Source organism: Pseudomonas sp. Irchel s3f7, assembly GCF_900187615.1.
Lineage (GTDB): Bacteria > Pseudomonadota > Gammaproteobacteria > Pseudomonadales > Pseudomonadaceae > Aquipseudomonas.
In genome coordinates, this window is sequence record NZ_FYDO01000010.1 from 40,192 (window position 1) to 59,221 (window position 19,030).

Here is a 19,030-nt window from a genome sequence, read left to right on the forward strand (position 1 = left end):
CGAACGTAGTATGTTCGGTGCTGAATCGTTTTTCCCGAAGACGGCTACCACCAGCAGTACCAACGAAGAGTCACGGGTCAGAGGCACCCCCGGCATGATAGAGCTCGAACAAGAAGATCCAATCCCGCAAGGCGACCTGGCCCTGCAAATCACCGCGCTTCCTCGCGAAACCAATGGCTTCGGCGATATTTTCGGCGGCTGGCTGGTGGCGCAGATGGATTTGGCAGGCACGGCGATGGCCAGCAAGGTTGCTGGCGGGCGCGTCGCCACCGTGGCGATCGACCGTATGGCGTTCCTGGTGCCGGTGGCGGTGGGTGCTCAGCTCTCCTTTTATACCCAGGCGCTGGAAATCGGCCGCAGCTCGATCAAGATGATGGTTGAAGTCTGGAGCGACGATCCGTTGTCCAGCGAGTGGCGTAAAGTGACCGAAGCGGTGTTTGTGTTCGTCGCCATCGATGGCAGCGGTCGCACCCGCTCGGTTCCAGCAAGGGCTCGCTGAAGGCGATTCTAAACCTGGCGTTTGTTTTGCGGTCTGTAGTCGTCATTGTTCCTGATCGAGAGCTGTCCCATGAACACGCCCAACGTTGAAGCGGTAAAACTGGATGAACTGAACTGCTGGCGTATCCGCCACGGTCAGGCCGAATTACTGGTGGCCCAGCAAGGCGCGCACATCCTCAGTTATCAACTGGCGGGCGAGCCGCCGCTGATCTGGCTCAATGACGAGGCCGTGTTCAAGACCGGCAAGAGCATCCGCGCCGGCGTGCCAGTTTGTTGGCCGTGGTTTGGCAACCTGACGCGCAATCCGCAAAGTGTCCAGGCGATGCGCGTCAGCGCTGAAGCGCCGCCGGCTCACGGGTTGGTGCGAGCGATGGACTGGGAGTTGGGCGGCATCGAAGCCGAAGGCGAAAGCCTGAAGATCGAGTTCCTTCTGCCCTACCCCGAAGGTGGCCTGCCAGGCTGGCCGCACCAGGTGGACTTGAAGCTGAGCATTCGTCTGGATGAGCAACTGCATATCAGCCTGACCAGCCATAACCAGGGCGCTGAAACCGTCAGCATCAGCCAGGCGCTGCACAGTTATTTCGCCGTCAGTGATGTGCGCCAGGTGCATGTCGAAGGCCTCGATGGTTTGAACTACATCGAGACCCTGGACGACTGGAAAACTGTCACCCAGCGCGGTGACCTGCATTTTGCCGGCGAAACCGACCGCATCTACCTCGACACGCCGGCGCAATTGAGCATCGTTGATCCGCAATGGGAACGACGCATCGAACTCACCAGCAGCGGCTCGCGTTCGGCGGTGATCTGGAATCCATGGATCGCTCGCGCCGCCGCGTTCAGCGACATGGCTGACGATGGCTGGCAACGCATGCTGTGCATCGAGACGGCGAACGTGATGGGTGATGTGGTGAATCTGGCACCGGGTGCCAGTCATACCCTTGGCGTGAGTATCGGCAGCAAACCGCTGTAAACCTGTAGGCGCCGGCTTGCCGGCGATGGCGCCCTCAAGATCGCTATCGCCAGCAAGCCGGCGCCTACAGTACTTTTACAAATCCGACTCTTCCACGACTCTGACCTTCGCCGCATCCAGCGCATACGCCGCATCAGCCAGATCATTGCTGACCTTCTCGACCTTCAACGTACCGGTCACCCACAGCGGCGTGTAGATATCGTTCAGCTTCAAGCCTTTCGGATACCGCACCAGCACCAACTGGTTGGGCGGCGGAGGCGGCACATGGATGCAGGCGCCCGGATACGGCACGAGGAAGAACAATGTGCTGTGCCCCTTGGCGTCGGTTTCCAGCGGCACCGGATAACCGCCGATACGAATGTTCTTGTCGTTCATCGACGCAACGGTTTTGGTCGAATACATCACCGCCGGCAAACCTTTGGCCTGCTTCATCCCACCCTTTTCGGTAAAGGTGCCAGTGGCTTCGGGCGAGTCGTGATCGATTTCGGGCATGGCCTCGAGGGCTTTCTGGTCCGACTTGGGCATCAGGTCGAGCCAGTCGGTTTCCGGCAGCTCGCCGGCATGGGCAAGGCCCGCACCCAGTAATAGAAAAGTCAGCAGAAGACGGCGCATGAAGGTGCTCGGCAAGGATAAGGAAATCGCCGAGCATTCTAGCCCTCCCGGCTTGCACGGCCGAGAGGGTTTGTCACTTGAATCAGTTCTTTTTGACCAGGCCGTAGATCACCAGCAATACAACAGCGCCTACCAGTGCACCGATGAAGCCGGCACCTTCACCCGCATGATAAATACCCAGGGCCTGGCCGCCGTAGGTGGCTGCCAGCGAACCGCCGATACCGAGCAGGATGGTCATGATCCAGCCCATGTTGTCATCGCCCGGTTTCAGGAACCGCGCGAGCAGGCCGACAATCAAGCCGATAAAGATGGTTCCGATAATTCCCATGGCATTTCCCTCTGATTGAATTGGCTGAGTCCTAGCCAAAGCCTAGTCAGACTTTGGCATCCTGCCATCAGAGAACGGTGCAACCTCAATGGTTCCACCGCTGCCACATGAAACTATTCGGCGATGAGCGCTTCGACCTTGAGGATCTGCGCGGCCAGCGTCTCGCGGTCTGCACAACGCAGGTTGGCGTGACCGACCTTGCGGCCGACCTTGAACGCCTTGCCGTAATGATGCAGATGGCAATCGGCGATGGCCACGACTTTCTCGGTGTCCGGTACTTTACCGATGAAGTTGAGCATGGCGCTTTCGCCAACCTTGGCCGTCGAACCCAACGGCAGACCGGCCACGGCCCGCAGGTGGTTTTCGAACTGGCTGCACTCGGCGCCTTCGGTGGTCCAGTGCCCGGAATTGTGCACACGCGGGGCGATTTCGTTGGCTTTCAGGCCACCGTCGACTTCAAAGAACTCGAACGCCATCACGCCGACATAATTCAGCTGCTTGAGCACACGGCTGGAGTAGTCTTCGGCCAGGGCTTGCAGCGGGTGATCGGTGCTGGCCACGGACAGCTTGAGAATGCCGCTGTCGTGGGTGTTGTGCACCAGCGGATAGAACTTCGTTTCGCCATCTCGAGCGCGCACGGCGATCAGCGAGACTTCGCCAGTGAACGGCACGAAGCCTTCCAGCAGGCACGCCACGCTACCGAGCTCAGCAAACGTGCCGACGACGTCTTCAGGGGTGCGCAGGACTTTCTGGCCCTTGCCGTCGTAACCCAGGGTGCGGGTTTTGAGCACGGCCGGCAGGCCGATGGAAGCCACGGCGGCATCGAGATCAGCCTGGGACTGGATGTCGGCGAACGCCGGGGTTGGAATCCCCAGGTCCTTGAACATGCTCTTTTCGAACCAGCGATCGCGGGCGATGCGCAGGGCCTCGGCGCTCGGATAAACCGGCACGAACTGCGACAGGAACGCCACGGTTTCGGCTGGAACGCTTTCGAACTCGAACGTCACCAGATCGACTTCATCGGCCAGTTGACGCAAGTGATCCTGATCGCCGTAGTCGGCACGCAGGTGTTCGCCCAACGCCGCCGCGCAAGCGTCCGGCGCCGGGTCGAGGAAAGCGAAGTTCATGCCCAGCGGAGTGCCCGCCAGCGCCAACATGCGACCCAACTGGCCGCCACCGATTACACCGATCTTCATCGTCAACAACCTCAGGCGATGCGTGGGTCTGGATTTTCCAGGACGCTGTCTGTCTGCTCAGCACGGAAGGTTTTCAGCACTTCATGGAACTGCGGGTGCTTGGCGCCCAGGATGCTCGCCGACAGCAAGGCAGCGTTGATCGCACCAGCCTTGCCGATGGCCAGGGTGGCGACCGGAATGCCCGCAGGCATCTGCACAATAGAGAGCAGCGAATCGACGCCCGAGAGCATCGCCGACTGCACCGGCACACCGAGCACCGGCAGGTGGGTCTTGGCCGCACACATGCCAGGCAAGTGGGCCGCGCCACCGGCACCGGCAATGATCACCTCGATGCCACGCGCCTCGGCTTCTTCAGCGTACTGGAACAGCAGGTCCGGGGTGCGGTGGGCAGAAACCACTTTCACCTCGTAAGGGATGCCGAGCTTTTCCAGCATATCGGCGGTGTGGCTAAGGGTGGACCAATCGGACTTGGAGCCCATGATCACGCCAACCAATGCACTCATCGTCGTGCCTCTTCTCTCTGGGCGCCCGCAGGCGCATCAAAAAACAACAAGCCACGCATTATGCGTGGCTTGATTGTACGAAATTATGGCCGGTCGTAACCGGCCGAAGGCCGCGCAGTATACCTCAAAGAAGCAGATAAACAGCCCCTGTGGTGACCATCTGTCATACGGGCAAAAAACAGGTATTTCCTGACTATCAAGTCAGTCAATCGAATGCCGGCCGATCGTGAACTTCCCTGATTTTCTGGATCAGTAAATATCGAACACCTTAAATAACTTAAAACAACTTGAAACTTGCCAGAAGACTTACACCAAGATAATTATCAATGACATTGATACGTAACTGAACAGGAAGTTCAAAACATGAAAAAACCCATCTCGATAATGATCGTCATTCATAAAGACCTTCAAAACCATCAAAAAGCTGCTTTATATGCCGATTATTTTTCGTGGCTAAAACCAGAGCTCGAATCCATTTCCGGGCGGGATGTCCGGTTTTATATGCTTCATCACGATGAAGTACCGAAACTGGCAGAGTACAACTTCAGGAACGAAGACGCTTCGGCATCGCTGGATGGCTGGAGAGACTTGATACAAGACTGGTATATAAGCCTGACGCAAACCGGCGAGTATGAGTCGAACCTGACCAAAGTCCTTTTATTGACTCGAAACAACATCAACGCAACGGCAGGCGGACTTATCGCAGTGACACTCGGATACGCCGAAATCAAAGGGCACTGTGCAATTGCAGCAATCACATCCGTCCGCGCTCCCGCACATGAAATTGGACACATGCTTGGCGCAACACATGAAGACAGCGAAGTCATCTATGACGGCTGGTGGCACGATTCGATCATGTTGTCGGACTCGTTCTCAGGCGTGCGCGGAAACGCCTATCGATACAGTGACAAGAACAGGGAAAACATTCGCGAACACCTCAACAAATTTGCATAGTCAAAGTACCGCCAACAACCGACACCAAAACCCATTTTGAAATTCTGACTTGTCGATATAGCGCTTCCATAGAAAGGAATCACTGATGCCGCTACTTCCGATTACCTTAACCGTTTTTTTGCATGAAGATCTGAAAGACCAAAACCTGAATCTGCTCTGCAGTCATTACTTTGACTGGCTGGAAGACCACATCACCGTAATTTCAGGTCGCGACATGAATACCGAATTCATAAAACCTTCAGACGCGCCTGGCATCAGCAGCATCGATTACAAAACCGAGGATCTTCAGCACCTTCTTAAAAAATTTAATGCCGAAGTCGTACTTTATGTAAAAAATACTAACGGTAGTTTCGAAAATGCCATTCACAAATACATGCTGTTAACGCGCGACATCATTAACGAAACAACCCTGGGGGTGGCTGCCAGTCCAGGCGCTTTCGCAGTCGCATCGATCACGGACTATTTCACTGCGGCCCACGAACTGGGTCACATGCTCGGTGCGAGCCATGAGGACAGCGGCGACATCACGACTTACTACGGACCCGCCAAGTCGCTCATGCATGCAACCGCTGACGGTATCGGCGCCCGCTTCAGCCAAAGCAATGAGGACAATATTCGCCGTTACCTCGGTCAGTACGATTGAGACAGGATTGCGACAACGCCGCTGGATCCAGGCCACTCGCGTGGCCAGGAGGATTTCGCCCTCATACAGCAGAGCTCGCCGCGCCCCCTTCAAGCTTGCGCCAGAGCAACCGCACATTCGCCTTGCGCACCAGTGCGCAGCGATACAAACGGATCTCCAGCGGCACATGCCATTGCGGCCCACCACAAACCACCAGCTCACCGCGCGCCAGTTCGGCGCGCACGCTAAGTTGCGGTACCCAGGCGATGCCCAAACCTTCCAGGGCCATGCTTTTCAGGCTATCGGCCATGGCAGTTTCGTAGATGGTGGTGAAGCGCAATGCCCGTTGTCGCAACAACATGTTCACCGAACGGCCAAGAAACGCACCGGCGCTGTAGGCCAGCAATGGCACGCTGCCCTCGCCTTCCAGATCGAACAGCGGTTTGCCATCCGCATCCGCCGCGCAGACCGGCAGCATTTCGGTGTGCCCCAGGTGCAACGAGGGGAAAATTTCCGGGTCCATCTGCATCGCCGCGTCCGGGTCATAGAACGCCAGCATCAGGTCGCATCCGCCTTCGCGCAGGGCATGCACGGCGTCGCCGACGTTGGTCGCCACCAAGCGTGTGGCGATGTTCAAACCTTCGTTACGCAGCTGTGCGATCCAGCGCGGAAAGAAACCCAGCGCCAGCGAGTGCGCGGCCGCGACCTGCATCACTTCGCCCTGCCCGCCTTCCAGGTGATGGAGATGGCGCAGCACTTCACCGAGTTGCTCAACCACGGTTCGGGCAGTGACCAGAAACAATTGCCCCGCTGCCGTCAGCTCGATCGGCGTGCGCGAGCGATTGACCAACTGCAGCCCCAACGCTGCCTCCAGACTGCGGATGCGCCGACTGAACGCCGGCTGCGTGACGAAACGTCGTTCAGCCGCCTGGGAGAAACTGCGGGTGGCAGCCAGAGCACTAAAGTCCTCCAGCCATTTGCTTTCCAGATTCATCACGTCCTCCCGGACACGCACCAATTTAGGTCACACGCTCGCCGTCAATCCGGCGTCACACGGGCATTATGCCGAATATGCATAGCCTAGTGTTTAACAGCATTGGCCCAAAAATCTCCACGAGCCTAGCATTCGCAGCGTTCCGGCATAGACCGGGTTCATATCGAGATGATTTCTATCATGTCCTCCGCTGCATCTTTCCGCACAGAAAACGACCTGCTTGGCGCCCTCGAAGTACCGGCTCAAGCGTATTACGGCATCCAGACCCTGCGAGCGGTGAACAACTTCCGCCTCTCGGGCGTTCCGATTTCGCATTACCCGAAACTGGTTGTGGGCCTGGCAATGGTCAAACAGGCCGCTGCCGACGCTAACCGCGAGCTGGGTCATCTGAGCGAAGCCAAACACGCTGCCATCAGCGAAGCCTGTGCACGATTGATCCGCGGTGATTTCCACGAAGAGTTCGTGGTCGACATGATTCAAGGTGGCGCCGGTACTTCCACCAACATGAACGCCAACGAAGTGATCGCCAACATTGCGCTCGAAGCAATGGGCCATCAGAAAGGCGAATACCAATACCTGCACCCGAACGACGACGTGAACATGGCGCAGTCGACCAACGACGCCTACCCGACGGCAATCCGCTTGGGTCTGTTACTGGGTCACGACGCGCTGCTGGCCAGCCTCGACAGCCTGATTCAGGCGTTCGCGGCCAAGGGCCAGGAATTCAACCACGTCCTGAAGATGGGTCGTACCCAGCTGCAAGACGCCGTACCAATGACCCTGGGTCAGGAATTCCGCGCTTTCGCCACCACCATGGGCGAAGACCTGGCCCGTCTGAAGACGCTGGCCCCGGAACTGCTGACTGAAGTGAACCTGGGCGGCACCGCGATCGGCACCGGCATCAACGCCGACCCGCGTTATCAAGCGCTGGCGGTACAGCGCCTGGCGCTGATCAGCGGTCAACCGCTGGTTCCGGCGGCCGACCTGATCGAAGCCACGTCCGACATGGGCGCCTTCGTACTGTTCTCCGGCATGCTCAAGCGCACCGCGGTCAAGCTGTCGAAGATCTGCAACGACCTGCGCCTGCTGTCCAGCGGCCCGCGTACCGGCATCAACGAAATCAACCTGCCGGCACGTCAGCCAGGCAGCTCGATCATGCCAGGCAAGGTCAACCCGGTTATCCCGGAAGCCGTGAACCAGGTAGCGTTCCAGGTCATCGGTAACGACCTGGCCCTGACCATGGCAGCCGAAGGCGGCCAACTGCAACTGAACGTGATGGAGCCGCTGATCGCTTTCAAGATCTTCGACTCGATCCGCCTGTTGCAACGCGCCATGGACATGCTGCGCGAGCACTGCATCGTCGGCATCACCGCTAACGAAGCCCGCTGCCGTGAACTGGTCGAGCACTCGATCGGCCTGGTCACCGCGCTGAACCCGTACATCGGCTACAAAAACGCCACCCGTATCGCCGGCCTCGCCCTTGAAAGCGGCCGCGGCGTGCTGGAACTGGTGCGCGAAGAAGGTCTGCTCGACGAAGCCATGCTCGCCGACATCCTGCGCCCGGAAAACATGATTGCTCCGCGTCTGGTTCCGCTCAAAGCCTGAACCGACGCGTTACTTGTAGCACCGCTCACCAGGTCGAGGGACTAGACACCTCTCACCTTTTGAGGGCCTGGAGATCATTCTCCAGGCCCTTTTTTTTGCTTTTTTTTCGGTACCGTACGACGTGACACGGCTGACGCTCAGCGTCATGCTCCGCCTCAAGCCGTTTCAGTTTTTTCGGAGATCCACCATGAATGCCTCGACCTACCCTGCCGCCCAGCACGTCATGGTGCTCTACACCGGCGGCACCATCGGCATGCAAGCCAGCGCGCATGGCCTGGCCCCGGCGTCCGGTTTCGAAGCGCGGATGCGCGATTACCTGCACAGTCAGCCTGAACTGGTTGTACCGCAGTGGCGCTTTCGCGAGATGTCGCCGCTGATCGACAGCGCCAACATGACGCCGGTGTATTGGCAGCAATTGCGTGAAGCAGTGGTCGATGCGGTGGATGTGCAAGGCTGCGACAGCGTGCTGATCCTGCATGGCACCGACACTCTGGCCTACAGCGCCGCCGCCATGAGTTTCCAGTTGCTCGGCCTGCATGCTCGCGTGTGTTTCACCGGCTCCATGCTGCCGGCCGGCGTGACCGACAGCGATGCCTGGGAAAATCTCGGCGGCGCTTTGGTTGCCCTTGGCCAAGGCCTGGCGCCGGGCGTTCACTTGTACTTTCACGGCGAGCTGCTTGACCCGACCCATTGCGCGAAGGTCCGCAGTTTCGGTCGTCATCCGTTCAAGCGCCTGGAGCGCCAGGGTGGTGGCGTGAAAGTGTCTTCGATGCCGCAACAGCTGAACTACCAGCAACCCAAACAGCTGGCGAACGTTGCAGTGCTGCCGCTGTTTCCCGGCATCAGCGCCGGGATTCTCAATGGCCTGGTCGACAGCGGCATCCAGGGTCTGGTGCTGGAGTGCTACGGCAGCGGCACCGGGCCGGGCGACAACCCCGAGTTTCTCGCCAGCCTGGGCCGTGCGCGGGACAAGGGTGTGGTGGTGGTCGCGTTGACGCAGTGCCATGAAGGAGGCGTCGAGCTGGATGTGTATGAGGCCGGCAGCCGTTTGCGCGATGTGGGCGTGTTGTCGGGTGGCGGCATGACCCGCGAAGCGGCGTTCGGCAAGTTGCATGCTCTGCTGGGTGCGGGGCTTGATACAGAGGAAGTACGGCGACTTGTCGAACTGGACCTGTGCGGCGAACTGAATTGACCTGACACCCTGTAAACCTGTGGGAGCGGGCTTGCCCGCGATGACGGCGGCACATCCGGCATTCTCGTGAATGACACACCGCAATCGCGGGCAAGCCCGCTCCTACAGGATCGATGCCAGCCCAACCAGTCTCGGCACACAACTTGCTCCGTGTTCCAGCATCCCAAAGGCTGGAAGTACTCATGCTCCACTCCCACCTCACCACTCTCAACGCCGTTTCGCTGATCCTCAACACCTTCAAGGCCGAGGGTTTGTCCAGCGAGGCACTGCTGGCCGGCAGCGGTATCAGTGCGGCGGACCTGAGCCGGGCCGACACGCACATCACCACCAATCAAGAGATGCAGGTCTGCGCCAACGCCGTCGCGCTCAAACGCGATATCGGCCTGGAACTGGGCCGGCGGATGCACGTCTCCTGCTACGGCATGCTCGGTTACGCCCTGCTCACCAGTGCCACCTTCGGTGACGCTTTGCGTCTGGCGATGCGCTATCCGGCGCTATTGGGAACAGTGTTCGAGCTGAGCCTGGAAGAAGATGGCGAACGGGTTTGGTTCTCTGCCGCCGATTATCGTGAAAGCCCCTCGATGGCGGTGTTCAATGCCGAGTTCTGCCTGGTTTCACTGAAAGTCACCTGCGACGACTTGCTCGGCCACCCGCTGCCCTTGCTCGCCGCACGTTTCGAACATACCGCGCCCGACTACGAAGCGACCTACGCCGAGCATTTCAATTGCCCGCTGCAGTTCGAGGGCCCCAACAATGCGTTCGCTTTCGACAAACGCTGGCTCGATCAACCCTTGCCACTGGCCGATATCATCACCCATCAAACGATGGCCGAGCGCTGCCGCAAACAGAATGTAGAGTTCACCGGACGTCAGGCCTGGCTGGGGCGGATTCGGCAATTGCTCAGCGCACAGCTCAATGCCGCGCCAGGCCTCGAAGGGCTGGCCGAGCAGATGAACTGCTCAGCGCGCACCTTGCGCCGACATCTCAAGGATCTGGGTTGCAGCTATCAGGAATTGCTCGACGAATTGCGTTTCGAGCAGGCCAAGCAAATGTTGTGTGAGGATCAGCTGCCGATCTATCAAATCGCCGAGGCTTTGGGCTTCAGCGAGACCGCGAGTTTTCGCCATGCGTTTGTGCGCTGGAGCGGTGTGGCGCCGAGCCAGTTCCGCCCACACGGATGAATTTAGATAATAAAAACTGTCCTGCGAAGCCCCCGTATTACACGGGTTTCAGGACCCGAAAACCAACGCGGCAAAACTGTCTCAATCATCACAAAAACTGCCTAATCATAATGCTCTAGGGAATAAAAACTGTCTCCCGCCATTAACCAATTGAATTTTAAGGCTTTTTTTCATCGCGCATCTCTGTTTCCTTCCGTTCCATCCTGGTTGGACACAAGGTATCGCAGTGGCGCCGTCATCTAGGTTTATTAGGCTTCGATGTCGGTTTTAATGAGTCGACGATTTCGAGAAAAGACTTTGTCATTTCTTCATCTGAAACCTTCGGTACCGGCGGACGACGGACCTGCTTACTAGATCGTGCAACGTCACCAGGCAACAGGCCGATATGCTTCATCGCCATTCGCTCTTTTTCATTAAGGGATGAGTCAAAGACGGCTGCGTTCACGCGATTGTCTCGATCCTCACGAGCAAAGTTCAGAACATTGGAATTTCTATCGATTGGAAGATCGAATGGACACCGCAAATCCAGATGAATACCAGTCGTACGAGGCTGCAGAGACTGAAGGTTTAGCTCTTCGACCTCTTTCGAATTGCTTGAATACGCACTAGACTTATATGCCTTGTTTATATCGGCAAGTTTTATAGATTCTCTGCCGGCGCTGCGACACTCTATGTAAGCGAGCTTAAGGAGTTGTACAGCGAGCCGCTTAATCCCAAAAGTAGAACGGTAAAGCTCTATGATCAGGTCATTTGTCTCGACTTGAATCTGCCCATTGCAGACCCGAATGCACTCACTTACATAATCTTTCCAGTCTTGGCTCTCAGGATGATCAGGCAGCATGATCCGAGGCTCCGAGAGGAGCCTCTGCTTATCTTCGCTATTTCGGCGAATTAGCTTATGCACGAGGCTGTAGTTAGAAACGAATATTACTGGAAGACCGATAGCAGCCATCGTCAACAGAATGTCAGTTACCTTAGATGCGCCGGAGCCGGTTATGTGCTGAGTTTCGTCAAGCATTGCGAGTGAGACGCCGTATAGATTTGCTCGCCGCCGACTTTCAACGAGTAACTTTGCAACGTTCGTTTTTTTTCCCGCCTCTAGATCGCCCAACACAACGTCTAACAACAGTTGCTTACCGCTAGACTTTCCTCTGGCACTGACATACCAATGAGAAATCAGCTCGATCGCCCCCTCGAAATGACTGCAGTTAAAATCCATAGCCGGTGGACAGACTTTTCTCAAAGCTGCAATAGTCTGACTCTTGCCGATTCCCGCCAAACCAGTTAAACATACTGGAAATTTCTCTACTTCGGGAGGATTGTAAACTCTGGAGACATACTCGGTTTCGCTTTTAAATAAATCTGCATTATGGAGAGACGCCCGACCCAACATTTCCTTAATGAAACTCAGTGAAAATTTGTTAGGCACGTAAATATTCTTTAAAGACTCCTCCATAAGTTCTGCAGCAATAAGAGGATCAATACCGCTCAACTCAATTAGTGGTTGAGGCCTTACAGTTACCCGCGCTCTGATTTGGTCCAAGTCCAAACAATCGTCAAAACGCGCTCTTACTTGTACGTTCATTTGGTTTTTCCTTGAAATCGCTTATAGTCTGCCGTATCACGCTCAGCCGCTCCGTTTTTAGGGGGTCTCCCAAGTTTTCGCTCGCCAGCATCCCGATCTTTTTCGGTCAGGCTTTTGATTTTTTGTCCGTAGAATTGCTGAATTGCTGGCTTTTCTTCCCTATGATCCGCATTTGCATCACGTCGCAATTGGTCAATTTCCTGTAGACCCCGCAATGTAGTGTCCGCCATCCCTGGGTGCGCACTAGCAGGTCGGACAAAGTCTAGTTCGTACAAAACCCCATTGACTTCAACCCATATATGCCTAACACACATCGCCATCACAAAGACACTGACATTAATAACGCCGCTCCTTGCAGCCAAATCGAATACTCCACTAGCCTCTAGTTCTGGAGTTCTGTATTTCCGCCCGTAAAAATAGACTGCATCTTTTTTTATACATGCTGGACACGCTTTCAGAAATGATCTTACCGCCGTATCAAACTCCATGCTGATACACGAGTTACGACCAATACCGTCGTGATAATTGAAAATGCCGAGAGGGGTGGGCTTGACACCGGCTCGATACATATCGTCGTTCATCCGGCGGGACGCATCTGAACAACGATTGTCTTCTATTGCCTGCACAATCTCCCGCCGACACATCTCAACGAAATTAAACTTGCTATGCTTATACGAAGGCTGACCTAATAATTTTTTATCCCTACGATGAGAAGATTCTATGATTCCTTTGGATTGTCCAGAGTAACTTGGAGTACACTCGTGAGCTTTCAGCCAGTTGACATGTGGCTTACTTGGGTAACACGCAGCGGGCCCTCGATCAAATATGATGCCGCCTGAAAGCCCATCACCTGGCCATTCCCACGGTTCTATATCAACACCGAAGAGCTCACAATATTTAACTTTACCTATAGCCATACAAAACAGCGCCATATTGTAAGCATCCATATTCTCTTTAGACTCGGCAAAGCCTATACCCAGTATGGCACCCGACAAACCGCATACAGCACGGACTACACAAAAGCTCTCTATCGCGCTCCCCTCTATAACCCCACTGATCTTGTCAGATATATAATATCCATCAAACTCAACGCGCTGATATATATTGGTAATGCTATCAGCAAAGCTTCCCGCGGCACCCAACTTTAATTTTGCTTTGTGTTGGCCTTTTAATTCGAATAAAAGATCACGCGGGCTAAAGTACCGCTTAACGTGCGACCTATACTGATTGAACGTGGGAAAAGCCTTGCCCTCAGGGTGCTGAAATTGCATAGAGCCATTTAAATAAAATGATTTGCATCCAAAAATTTTGGTAACCACATCACCATAGACTTTCTCCCATGTCTTGGTAATAGATTTATATTTTATAAATCCTTCTATTATCTTTTCCCTCATTTCGGCATCAGAGTGATACCCATAGTGCTTACCTTTCCGCGAAGGGCTGCCCAGCTTATTTTTTCGTGCCGGATCAAGGCGATTCCAACCGCCAATGCGATGTAAGGGGGGCATTAACGCCCACTTGTTATTTCCAAATATAATATACGTGTAGAACCATAATCTCAGTCGCACTGTATTCTGCACGGGACGCATCGATTTAGCGTGCGCGTTAATAAATGCGTCAGGATCATCACACGATAGAATTTCATCCCGTCGTCCTACAAGATCGGATATGGCCGCATATCGCTTATTAACCTTTTGATCATATGTTTCTTTTGCAGAATGCCTTCGGCTTTCCAACTGCTGGATAGAAACACCTTGAATGCCCGAAAGCCAAGGAGGAAATTTGTCTACAGTACCGTCCTCCAACAATAATCCATGCTCGAGCGCATCTTCAAATTCGATCCTGGTTAGGGTAATTAAATTCGCGCCCAACATCTTACCGTCATCACTAAACAGCACTAGTCGAACCCTGTTGAGGTTGCCATTACTGTTTAAAAAGTGATATGTAACGTCCTTGGAGAGACAGAGAAATCCCTCAGGCGCAATGATTCGAGACCCCATCCTCATGGCGCCGACTCTTCAAAGAGCGAACCATAGACTGAAAATAGATCCCCTCCGTCGGTGTTAAATGGACGGTCGACATGAATGTTTTCGAAAAAATTTATGGGAAGTTTCTGATTCCAAATATCCTGATAGATTCTAGTAAGAAACTGATCACGCCTACCCCAGCGCTTTCCATATTGTATCGCCACATACGCGACCGGATTTCCCGCTAGAACTGCCTCCATTACTTCTGCGCTGAATTCATTGAGCAATGCCGAATCATGGCTCAGAGGGATGTCGTGCACGACGAAAAGCAGATCAAGATTTGCGATGACCTCAGGTTCTACCCTATCTAGGGAAACCTGCACCGTTCTGATTCCTGCGCTGGCGTAGTAGGCTCTCTCCAGCTCAGTCCGCAACTCACCATGATCGCGATCTTTCTTCTGCTGGATTGGTGTTTTTGGTTTCGAATATCTTCTCTCGCGAAATGCTTCCTCACGGTCTTTGACCGTCCAGTTGACGGCGTAGGGGATGCCGTCATGACCCTTCATATATATGAGAAGGTCCCCTTGGTAGGGAAAAGGGATCTTCTGGCGTCTACCATCTACACCTTCGTACACGAACAGGTGGTGCTTGAACCCTATTTCCTTGGCTATCTCTACTGTTCCACGTACAGACGCCGGAAAGGTTCCTTTCGTCAGCGGGTGACCTCGAAGTGGATGACCCGCGCTGAAAGGCCACAGCATTTTTTGCTCGTGGATATCAAGGAGGTCTGGATGACAAAGCGCAAGTTGTGCGAACACCCGTTCGGGTGTCGACAGAGCATGCAACGCACGGCCCAGCTTTGCACTGTTAAGCTTGCTTATGCGCGAGCCCTTGGGCGCTTCACGTGGGACCGCCAATGTTGACGGAATGTATTCATCTCCCCATTCGAACCGACTCTGACGGCTCATGATCTGGGTAAATTTATCCTGAAATTTCATACTACTAATCCAATGTCTTATAGGAACGTCTACGCACGGTTAGCTGGGGATAACAGCTATGGTGTTGGACGAACCCCTTATCCAGCGGGCAGCTGAGCACACGTGTATCTGTGGATAACGCGTACCAACTTGTGGACGAACGAAGTCGTGCAAGACTTGACGTCCCACATGTATGGAATAGACAATGGATTTGTCAGGGCGCAATTCTGACTTATCCACAAGGGCCCAAGGTAGCACTTGGGCCTTTGTCTATCTGATTTCTAGCTGTAGAACTAGCTAAGTTTTCATTTTAACTCCGCTATCAATTAGCACTCCCGTAGCACGGGCGATATAAAGGTCTGTGGTACGAATGTGAGATCTGCGTAGTACAAACTTCGAGATCCCGTGGTACAAACGAACGATTGGAAAACTAAATTCTTCGGTAAAACGAAATATGGTACCGCTTAAAATTATTCGATGACAACCAAAAGCCACTCCGGCTTCATTCTGGATGCGTGCCTCTGCACTCTCACCATCGTTACCGAATTCTTCTATTCATTGTCAAAATAGCGGATCGAACTTAACAGTAACGGCACTACTGTTTTTAGTGCTAACAGAGCACTTCGCAAAGTAAGGCGAAGTGTTTACCATGAGTGTGGTTCGTTAACGGCCATAATCGTGAATAGTTCAGCCGGTCAATCGCGTGACTTATTCGTCCGATGGTTCGAGGATGAGACGCTCTACAGTCTTTGTTGCCGTCAGCATAAATTTTTGGGGAATTTGAAAACCTCAGACACATTAGATTGGCTGTTCAGCCGTCATCACGGCACCACCACACTGGACTTTCCTCGGAATCTTGGCGCCCTAACAACCCAAGCACCGTCGGCATGGGGTGATCCGACATCGATCATCAGGGAACACACGATTCTCCCACTATTTTTTCCATTTCAGTCGGATCAGCAGATCCCAGAACTGGTTCAAAGCGCGGAGAAAGCTGATATTGGGGCGATCAAGTATCGCTTGGGACTTCTAGCTGGGCGTTTCGGTGCAGAGCATCCTTTGAAAGCCTGCACAGCCTGCATGGCTACGGATCTAGACATCCATCGGGTAGCTTTCTGGCACCTATCGCACCAATACCCTGGGGTAGTTCTGTGCCCTATTCACGGGTTGGTGCTACGAGAAAGCGCCGTGAATTACCAATGGCCTGGACGTCTTCACTTCGCTTTACCTTGCGACGATGTTCTTGCGCCGCAGACAGCGTCAGTACCTTCTACCGCAGTTCACGAAGCACTTCAGCGATTAGGAAAGGGTGTGTTGGATCTTGCGAGCTACGCGATGTCCAGGCGCTTTAACCCAATGATTGTGAGATCCGTCTATCAGAATGCATTAACCCGACTGTGCATCACCGGCCAAGATAGAACGCTGATCGCAACCTCATTCTCAGAGTACGCATCACTGCTTCAGACCTACGCTCCTCTCCATACTCTGCCCACGACGACGCAGGGCGCAGAAGCCGTCCTCAAGCAGCTCACCCGTAATCCCTGTGGTTATTACACTCCGCTTAAGCACCTAACGATAATCACTTGGCTTTTTGGTCGACTGGAATCGTTCATCGAAGCTTATGACCGGCTAGAAGGTCTACTCCAGCCCCCGGAGCGCCCCATCACGCAGCAGGAGGCCCCCCTGGCTGTGACAGTTGCACCAATGACCGATGAGCTGCCAAGTGAAAACACTCTCTGTAGACCCGAAAAGCTCAAGCCGGAGATTCGTGACCCTGCCTTAAAGCGCCTTATGAATGGTGACTCTACTGATTCAATCACTGCCAAGTTCGGGCAACCCATTTGCACTGCCAATGGATTGCCCAGCTCGGCCCCAACGATACTGAAATTGCGGGCTGAGCAGCTCCAGCAGACGGCCCTTCGAGAACATCGATCAAAATGGCATGACACCGTCCTGGCCCATTCAGGCGCTAGCGCAAAAAGCATTCGCCTAGAGATACCAGGCATTTATGCATGGCTATATAGAAATGATCGAGTGTGGCTGCTTGCACAAACACGTTACCTACGTTGCGGAAAGTCGCCATCAGAGGGAGCGCAAACCCCATAGCTGCCAGCAGATCGTTAGGCAAAGGTATGATCAGGTCGCCAGTTCCATCCTAAGCGTCTTCAAAGGTAGCGGGCTACTCTCAACGCTGGCTGGACGCGATGCTGAATCCCGCTCAAATTAGGCTTCAAACGCTTTTATTCCCTATAGATCTCATCAAGGGCCAGCCATGTCCCAGAAAAATTTTTACCGCCGCCGGGCGCTGGCTGCACGGCTCACTAAGCTGATAACGCAAGTGGCAGTGGGCAGTGCTGCTGCGTCAGGTGTCTTCCTGACAGCGCCACGCCGAACCGGAAAGTCCACTTTCGCCCGCGAAGATTTGAGGCCTGCCTTGAAAGAGGCGGGAGCTATTGTGTTGTATGCCGATCTTTGGAAGGACCTGACGGCAGAGCCAGGAGCTGTCATAGCCGAGACTCTCCGAGAAGCTATTGGACGTGACAAAGAACTCATGAGCCGATTGGCGATAGCTCCCAGGCAGGAAGCGGTACGTGTCGGTCGCGTGAATTTCAACGTGAACAAAATTGGGCTCGGGAAAGAAATCAGTCTCACCAAGGCATTTGAAGCGCTGTCCGATAAGGCGAAAAAACTCATTGTTCTGATAATCGACGAAACTCAACATGCGATCACGACAGACGAAGGCGTCGCAACGCTCTTTGCGCTAAAGGCGGCCAGGGACGAACTTAACCGCTCCCAACATTATGGTCTTCGCATCGTTTGCATCGGGTCAAACCAAAACAAGCTTGCCATGCTTCGCAATAGCAGCGATGAGGCGTTTTTTGGGGCCTCAATGCTGCAGCTCCCAATGTTGGAAAAAGACTTCATTGACTGGTATTGCAAGGCGCTTGACCTTCCAAATAATCTCGACCCTTCAGATGTATTCCAGTTGTTTCAAGAGAGTGGTTATCGCCCCGAAATTCTCAGCGCAGCCGCAGACGGTATCCGTTTCGATCTCACCGTGGGCCCTAAAGCCATCCTGGTGCGATTTACCGAGCTTGTCCGAGCGCAAGCGGAAGCGCTCAATGCGGATCTTAAGATGGTGATTCATAGCCTCACACCGATCCAGTCTGCCGTCATTTGTGTCATGGGTGCAAAGGGTGAGGGTTACGCGCCCTTCGAATCTTCGACTATGGAGTTGTATACCAAAGCGATAACGAACGCTGGCATAGCCCCAAGCGAGCCGAGGGTCGAAGTGCCAGAGGTGAAGCTAGCGCTCATGGCGCTGCAGGAAAAGAAACTGGTCTGGAAAACTTCTCGCGGTGTCTATACGATCGAGGAACAGGTGATAGTTGACCTTCTACGCGAAGATGGTCTGTTGGATGACCTAGTGTGAACCTCATCAATAGTGGTTCCTGCGTTGCAGCACGGTAGGTGAGTGCACCTTGCGTGGCGTTTTGTTCCCCGCTATCGAGACAGCTAAATCGTTGTGGCCGTGGAATTGGTGAGTTGCCACGCTGGAAGCACTTCGTGCCCGTGGTTTGGGACCGGTGATGGTCTATGCGCTAAACGTTGTGCTCGACAGCCAAGGCCGCTTCAACCCCGGTGACTGGGTGCGTAGCTCATTCCAGTTGAGCTACGAGGAAAGCTTTTTCCTCACTAAAAACTCGGTGTATGTCCTGCTCGGAAATGGCACGCGACAGAATGTCACCGTCAAAGACCTGATAAGCCTGAGATAAACGCGCCTTACCAAACACGTCCGTACCACCACTGCCAGGCAGCGCTCGATTTCTATTCCATTTTGATTTG

Annotated in this window: 18 protein-coding genes; 10 read left to right on the forward strand and 8 right to left on the reverse strand. The window is 54.4% G+C overall.

Annotation, left to right across the window (positions count from 1 at the left end):
- Positions 1-94: 94 nt before the first annotated feature.
- Both CKW19_RS10575 and CKW19_RS10580 read left to right on the forward strand, forming a co-directional pair.
- On the forward strand, positions 95-499 hold the full coding sequence (locus CKW19_RS10575; protein WP_053164119.1) for an acyl-CoA thioesterase: 405 nt from the start codon (positions 95-97) through the stop codon (positions 497-499).
- Between the two features lie 69 nt (positions 500-568).
- Positions 569-1,468: a D-hexose-6-phosphate mutarotase gene (locus CKW19_RS10580; RefSeq protein ID WP_095057861.1), complete on the forward strand. Its 900-nt coding sequence runs from the start codon at positions 569-571 to the stop codon at positions 1,466-1,468.
- A gap of 75 nt (positions 1,469-1,543) precedes the next feature.
- Here the strand turns inward: CKW19_RS10580 and CKW19_RS10585 are convergent, their stop codons facing one another.
- The 4 genes from CKW19_RS10585 to purE all read right to left on the reverse strand — a co-directional run bounded on the left by CKW19_RS10585 (position 1,544) and on the right by purE (position 4,107).
- Positions 1,544-2,080, reverse strand: coding sequence for a DUF3299 domain-containing protein (locus tag CKW19_RS10585; protein WP_095057862.1), 537 nt, complete (start codon positions 2,078-2,080; stop codon positions 1,544-1,546).
- A gap of 82 nt (positions 2,081-2,162) precedes the next feature.
- The gene (locus CKW19_RS10590; RefSeq protein ID WP_095057863.1) at positions 2,163-2,408 is read right to left on the reverse strand and encodes a GlsB/YeaQ/YmgE family stress response membrane protein; all 246 of its coding nucleotides are present in this window, start codon (positions 2,406-2,408) and stop codon (positions 2,163-2,165) included.
- A 113-nt stretch (positions 2,409-2,521) separates the two neighbouring features.
- Entirely contained in the window at positions 2,522-3,604 is a 1,083-nt protein-coding gene (locus CKW19_RS10595; protein WP_095057864.1) for a 5-(carboxyamino)imidazole ribonucleotide synthase, read from the reverse strand.
- Positions 3,605-3,615: 11 nt separating this feature from the next.
- Complete coding sequence (purE, locus tag CKW19_RS10600) at positions 3,616-4,107, reverse strand: 5-(carboxyamino)imidazole ribonucleotide mutase (RefSeq protein WP_034149342.1); 492 nt, start codon at positions 4,105-4,107, stop codon at positions 3,616-3,618.
- Positions 4,108-4,470: 363 nt separating this feature from the next.
- On the opposite strand from purE, the gene CKW19_RS10605 reads away from it, so the two are divergent.
- On the forward strand, positions 4,471-5,061 hold the full coding sequence (locus CKW19_RS10605; protein ID WP_095057865.1) for a reprolysin-like metallopeptidase: 591 nt from the start codon (positions 4,471-4,473) through the stop codon (positions 5,059-5,061).
- 85 nt (positions 5,062-5,146) lie between these two features.
- Positions 5,147-5,704 (forward strand): hypothetical protein, encoded by a 558-nt coding sequence (locus tag CKW19_RS10610; RefSeq protein ID WP_095057866.1) that lies wholly within the window; start codon positions 5,147-5,149, stop codon positions 5,702-5,704.
- A gap of 61 nt (positions 5,705-5,765) precedes the next feature.
- Here CKW19_RS10610 and CKW19_RS10615 read toward each other — a convergent pair whose 3' ends face one another.
- Positions 5,766-6,677 carry a LysR substrate-binding domain-containing protein gene (locus CKW19_RS10615; protein WP_095057867.1) on the reverse strand — a complete coding sequence of 304 codons (912 nt, stop codon included), beginning with the start codon at positions 6,675-6,677 and terminating at the stop codon, positions 5,766-5,768.
- Between the two features lie 180 nt (positions 6,678-6,857).
- Here CKW19_RS10615 and aspA point away from each other — a divergent pair, with 180 nt between their 5' ends.
- The 3 genes from aspA to CKW19_RS10630 all read left to right on the forward strand — a co-directional run bounded on the left by aspA (position 6,858) and on the right by CKW19_RS10630 (position 10,655).
- Positions 6,858-8,282 (forward strand): aspartate ammonia-lyase, encoded by a 1,425-nt coding sequence (gene aspA / locus CKW19_RS10620; protein WP_008045549.1) that lies wholly within the window; start codon positions 6,858-6,860, stop codon positions 8,280-8,282.
- 187 nt (positions 8,283-8,469) lie between these two features.
- Complete coding sequence (locus CKW19_RS10625; RefSeq protein ID WP_095057868.1) at positions 8,470-9,474, forward strand: asparaginase; 1,005 nt, start codon at positions 8,470-8,472, stop codon at positions 9,472-9,474.
- A 182-nt stretch (positions 9,475-9,656) separates the two neighbouring features.
- On the forward strand, positions 9,657-10,655 hold the full coding sequence (locus tag CKW19_RS10630; protein WP_095057869.1) for an AraC family transcriptional regulator: 999 nt from the start codon (positions 9,657-9,659) through the stop codon (positions 10,653-10,655).
- A gap of 235 nt (positions 10,656-10,890) precedes the next feature.
- On the opposite strand, the gene CKW19_RS10635 is transcribed toward CKW19_RS10630, so the two are convergent.
- The 3 genes from CKW19_RS10635 to CKW19_RS10645 all read right to left on the reverse strand — a co-directional run bounded on the left by CKW19_RS10635 (position 10,891) and on the right by CKW19_RS10645 (position 15,205).
- Complete coding sequence (locus tag CKW19_RS10635; protein ID WP_095057870.1) at positions 10,891-12,240, reverse strand: transposase; 1,350 nt, start codon at positions 12,238-12,240, stop codon at positions 10,891-10,893.
- The gene (locus tag CKW19_RS29030) at positions 12,237-14,138 is read right to left on the reverse strand and encodes a transposase (protein WP_256580319.1); all 1,902 of its coding nucleotides are present in this window, start codon (positions 14,136-14,138) and stop codon (positions 12,237-12,239) included. Before CKW19_RS29030 ends, CKW19_RS10635 begins: the two co-directional genes overlap by 4 nt.
- A 104-nt stretch (positions 14,139-14,242) precedes the next feature.
- On the reverse strand, positions 14,243-15,205 hold the full coding sequence (locus CKW19_RS10645) for a transposase (RefSeq protein WP_095057871.1): 963 nt from the start codon (positions 15,203-15,205) through the stop codon (positions 14,243-14,245).
- Positions 15,206-15,862: 657 nt separating this feature from the next.
- Between CKW19_RS10645 and CKW19_RS29480 the strand changes: the two genes are divergently transcribed.
- From CKW19_RS29480 to CKW19_RS29485, 3 genes are all read left to right on the forward strand, one after another.
- Positions 15,863-17,290: a TnsD family Tn7-like transposition protein gene (locus tag CKW19_RS29480; RefSeq protein WP_143500315.1), complete on the forward strand. Its 1,428-nt coding sequence runs from the start codon at positions 15,863-15,865 to the stop codon at positions 17,288-17,290.
- 166 nt (positions 17,291-17,456) lie between these two features.
- Positions 17,457-18,617, forward strand: coding sequence for an ATP-binding protein (locus tag CKW19_RS10655; RefSeq protein WP_095057873.1), 1,161 nt, complete (start codon positions 17,457-17,459; stop codon positions 18,615-18,617).
- A 121-nt stretch (positions 18,618-18,738) separates the two neighbouring features.
- Complete coding sequence (locus tag CKW19_RS29485) at positions 18,739-18,960, forward strand: hypothetical protein (protein ID WP_371856344.1); 222 nt, start codon at positions 18,739-18,741, stop codon at positions 18,958-18,960.
- The last annotated feature ends 70 nt before the right edge of the window (positions 18,961-19,030 follow it).

Coding starts and splice junctions, on each gene's coding strand:
- CKW19_RS10615 (WP_095057867.1), bottom strand. CDS start 6,677: ATGAATCTGGAAAGCAAATGGCTGGAGGACTTTAGTGCTCTGGCTGCC.
- aspA (WP_008045549.1), top strand. CDS start 6,858: ATGTCCTCCGCTGCATCTTTCCGCACAGAAAACGACCTGCTTGGCGCC.
- CKW19_RS10580 (WP_095057861.1), top strand. CDS start 569: ATGAACACGCCCAACGTTGAAGCGGTAAAACTGGATGAACTGAACTGC.
- CKW19_RS10575 (WP_053164119.1), top strand. CDS start 95: ATGATAGAGCTCGAACAAGAAGATCCAATCCCGCAAGGCGACCTGGCC.
- CKW19_RS10590 (WP_095057863.1), bottom strand. CDS start 2,408: ATGGGAATTATCGGAACCATCTTTATCGGCTTGATTGTCGGCCTGCTC.
- CKW19_RS10610 (WP_095057866.1), top strand. CDS start 5,147: ATGCCGCTACTTCCGATTACCTTAACCGTTTTTTTGCATGAAGATCTG.
- purE (WP_034149342.1), bottom strand. CDS start 4,107: ATGAGTGCATTGGTTGGCGTGATCATGGGCTCCAAGTCCGATTGGTCC.
- CKW19_RS10595 (WP_095057864.1), bottom strand. CDS start 3,604: ATGAAGATCGGTGTAATCGGTGGCGGCCAGTTGGGTCGCATGTTGGCG.
- CKW19_RS10605 (WP_095057865.1), top strand. CDS start 4,471: ATGAAAAAACCCATCTCGATAATGATCGTCATTCATAAAGACCTTCAA.
- CKW19_RS10645 (WP_095057871.1), bottom strand. CDS start 15,205: ATGAAATTTCAGGATAAATTTACCCAGATCATGAGCCGTCAGAGTCGG.
- CKW19_RS10655 (WP_095057873.1), top strand. CDS start 17,457: ATGTCCCAGAAAAATTTTTACCGCCGCCGGGCGCTGGCTGCACGGCTC.
- CKW19_RS10585 (WP_095057862.1), bottom strand. CDS start 2,080: ATGCGCCGTCTTCTGCTGACTTTTCTATTACTGGGTGCGGGCCTTGCC.
- CKW19_RS10635 (WP_095057870.1), bottom strand. CDS start 12,240: ATGAACGTACAAGTAAGAGCGCGTTTTGACGATTGTTTGGACTTGGAC.
- CKW19_RS10630 (WP_095057869.1), top strand. CDS start 9,657: ATGCTCCACTCCCACCTCACCACTCTCAACGCCGTTTCGCTGATCCTC.
- CKW19_RS10625 (WP_095057868.1), top strand. CDS start 8,470: ATGAATGCCTCGACCTACCCTGCCGCCCAGCACGTCATGGTGCTCTAC.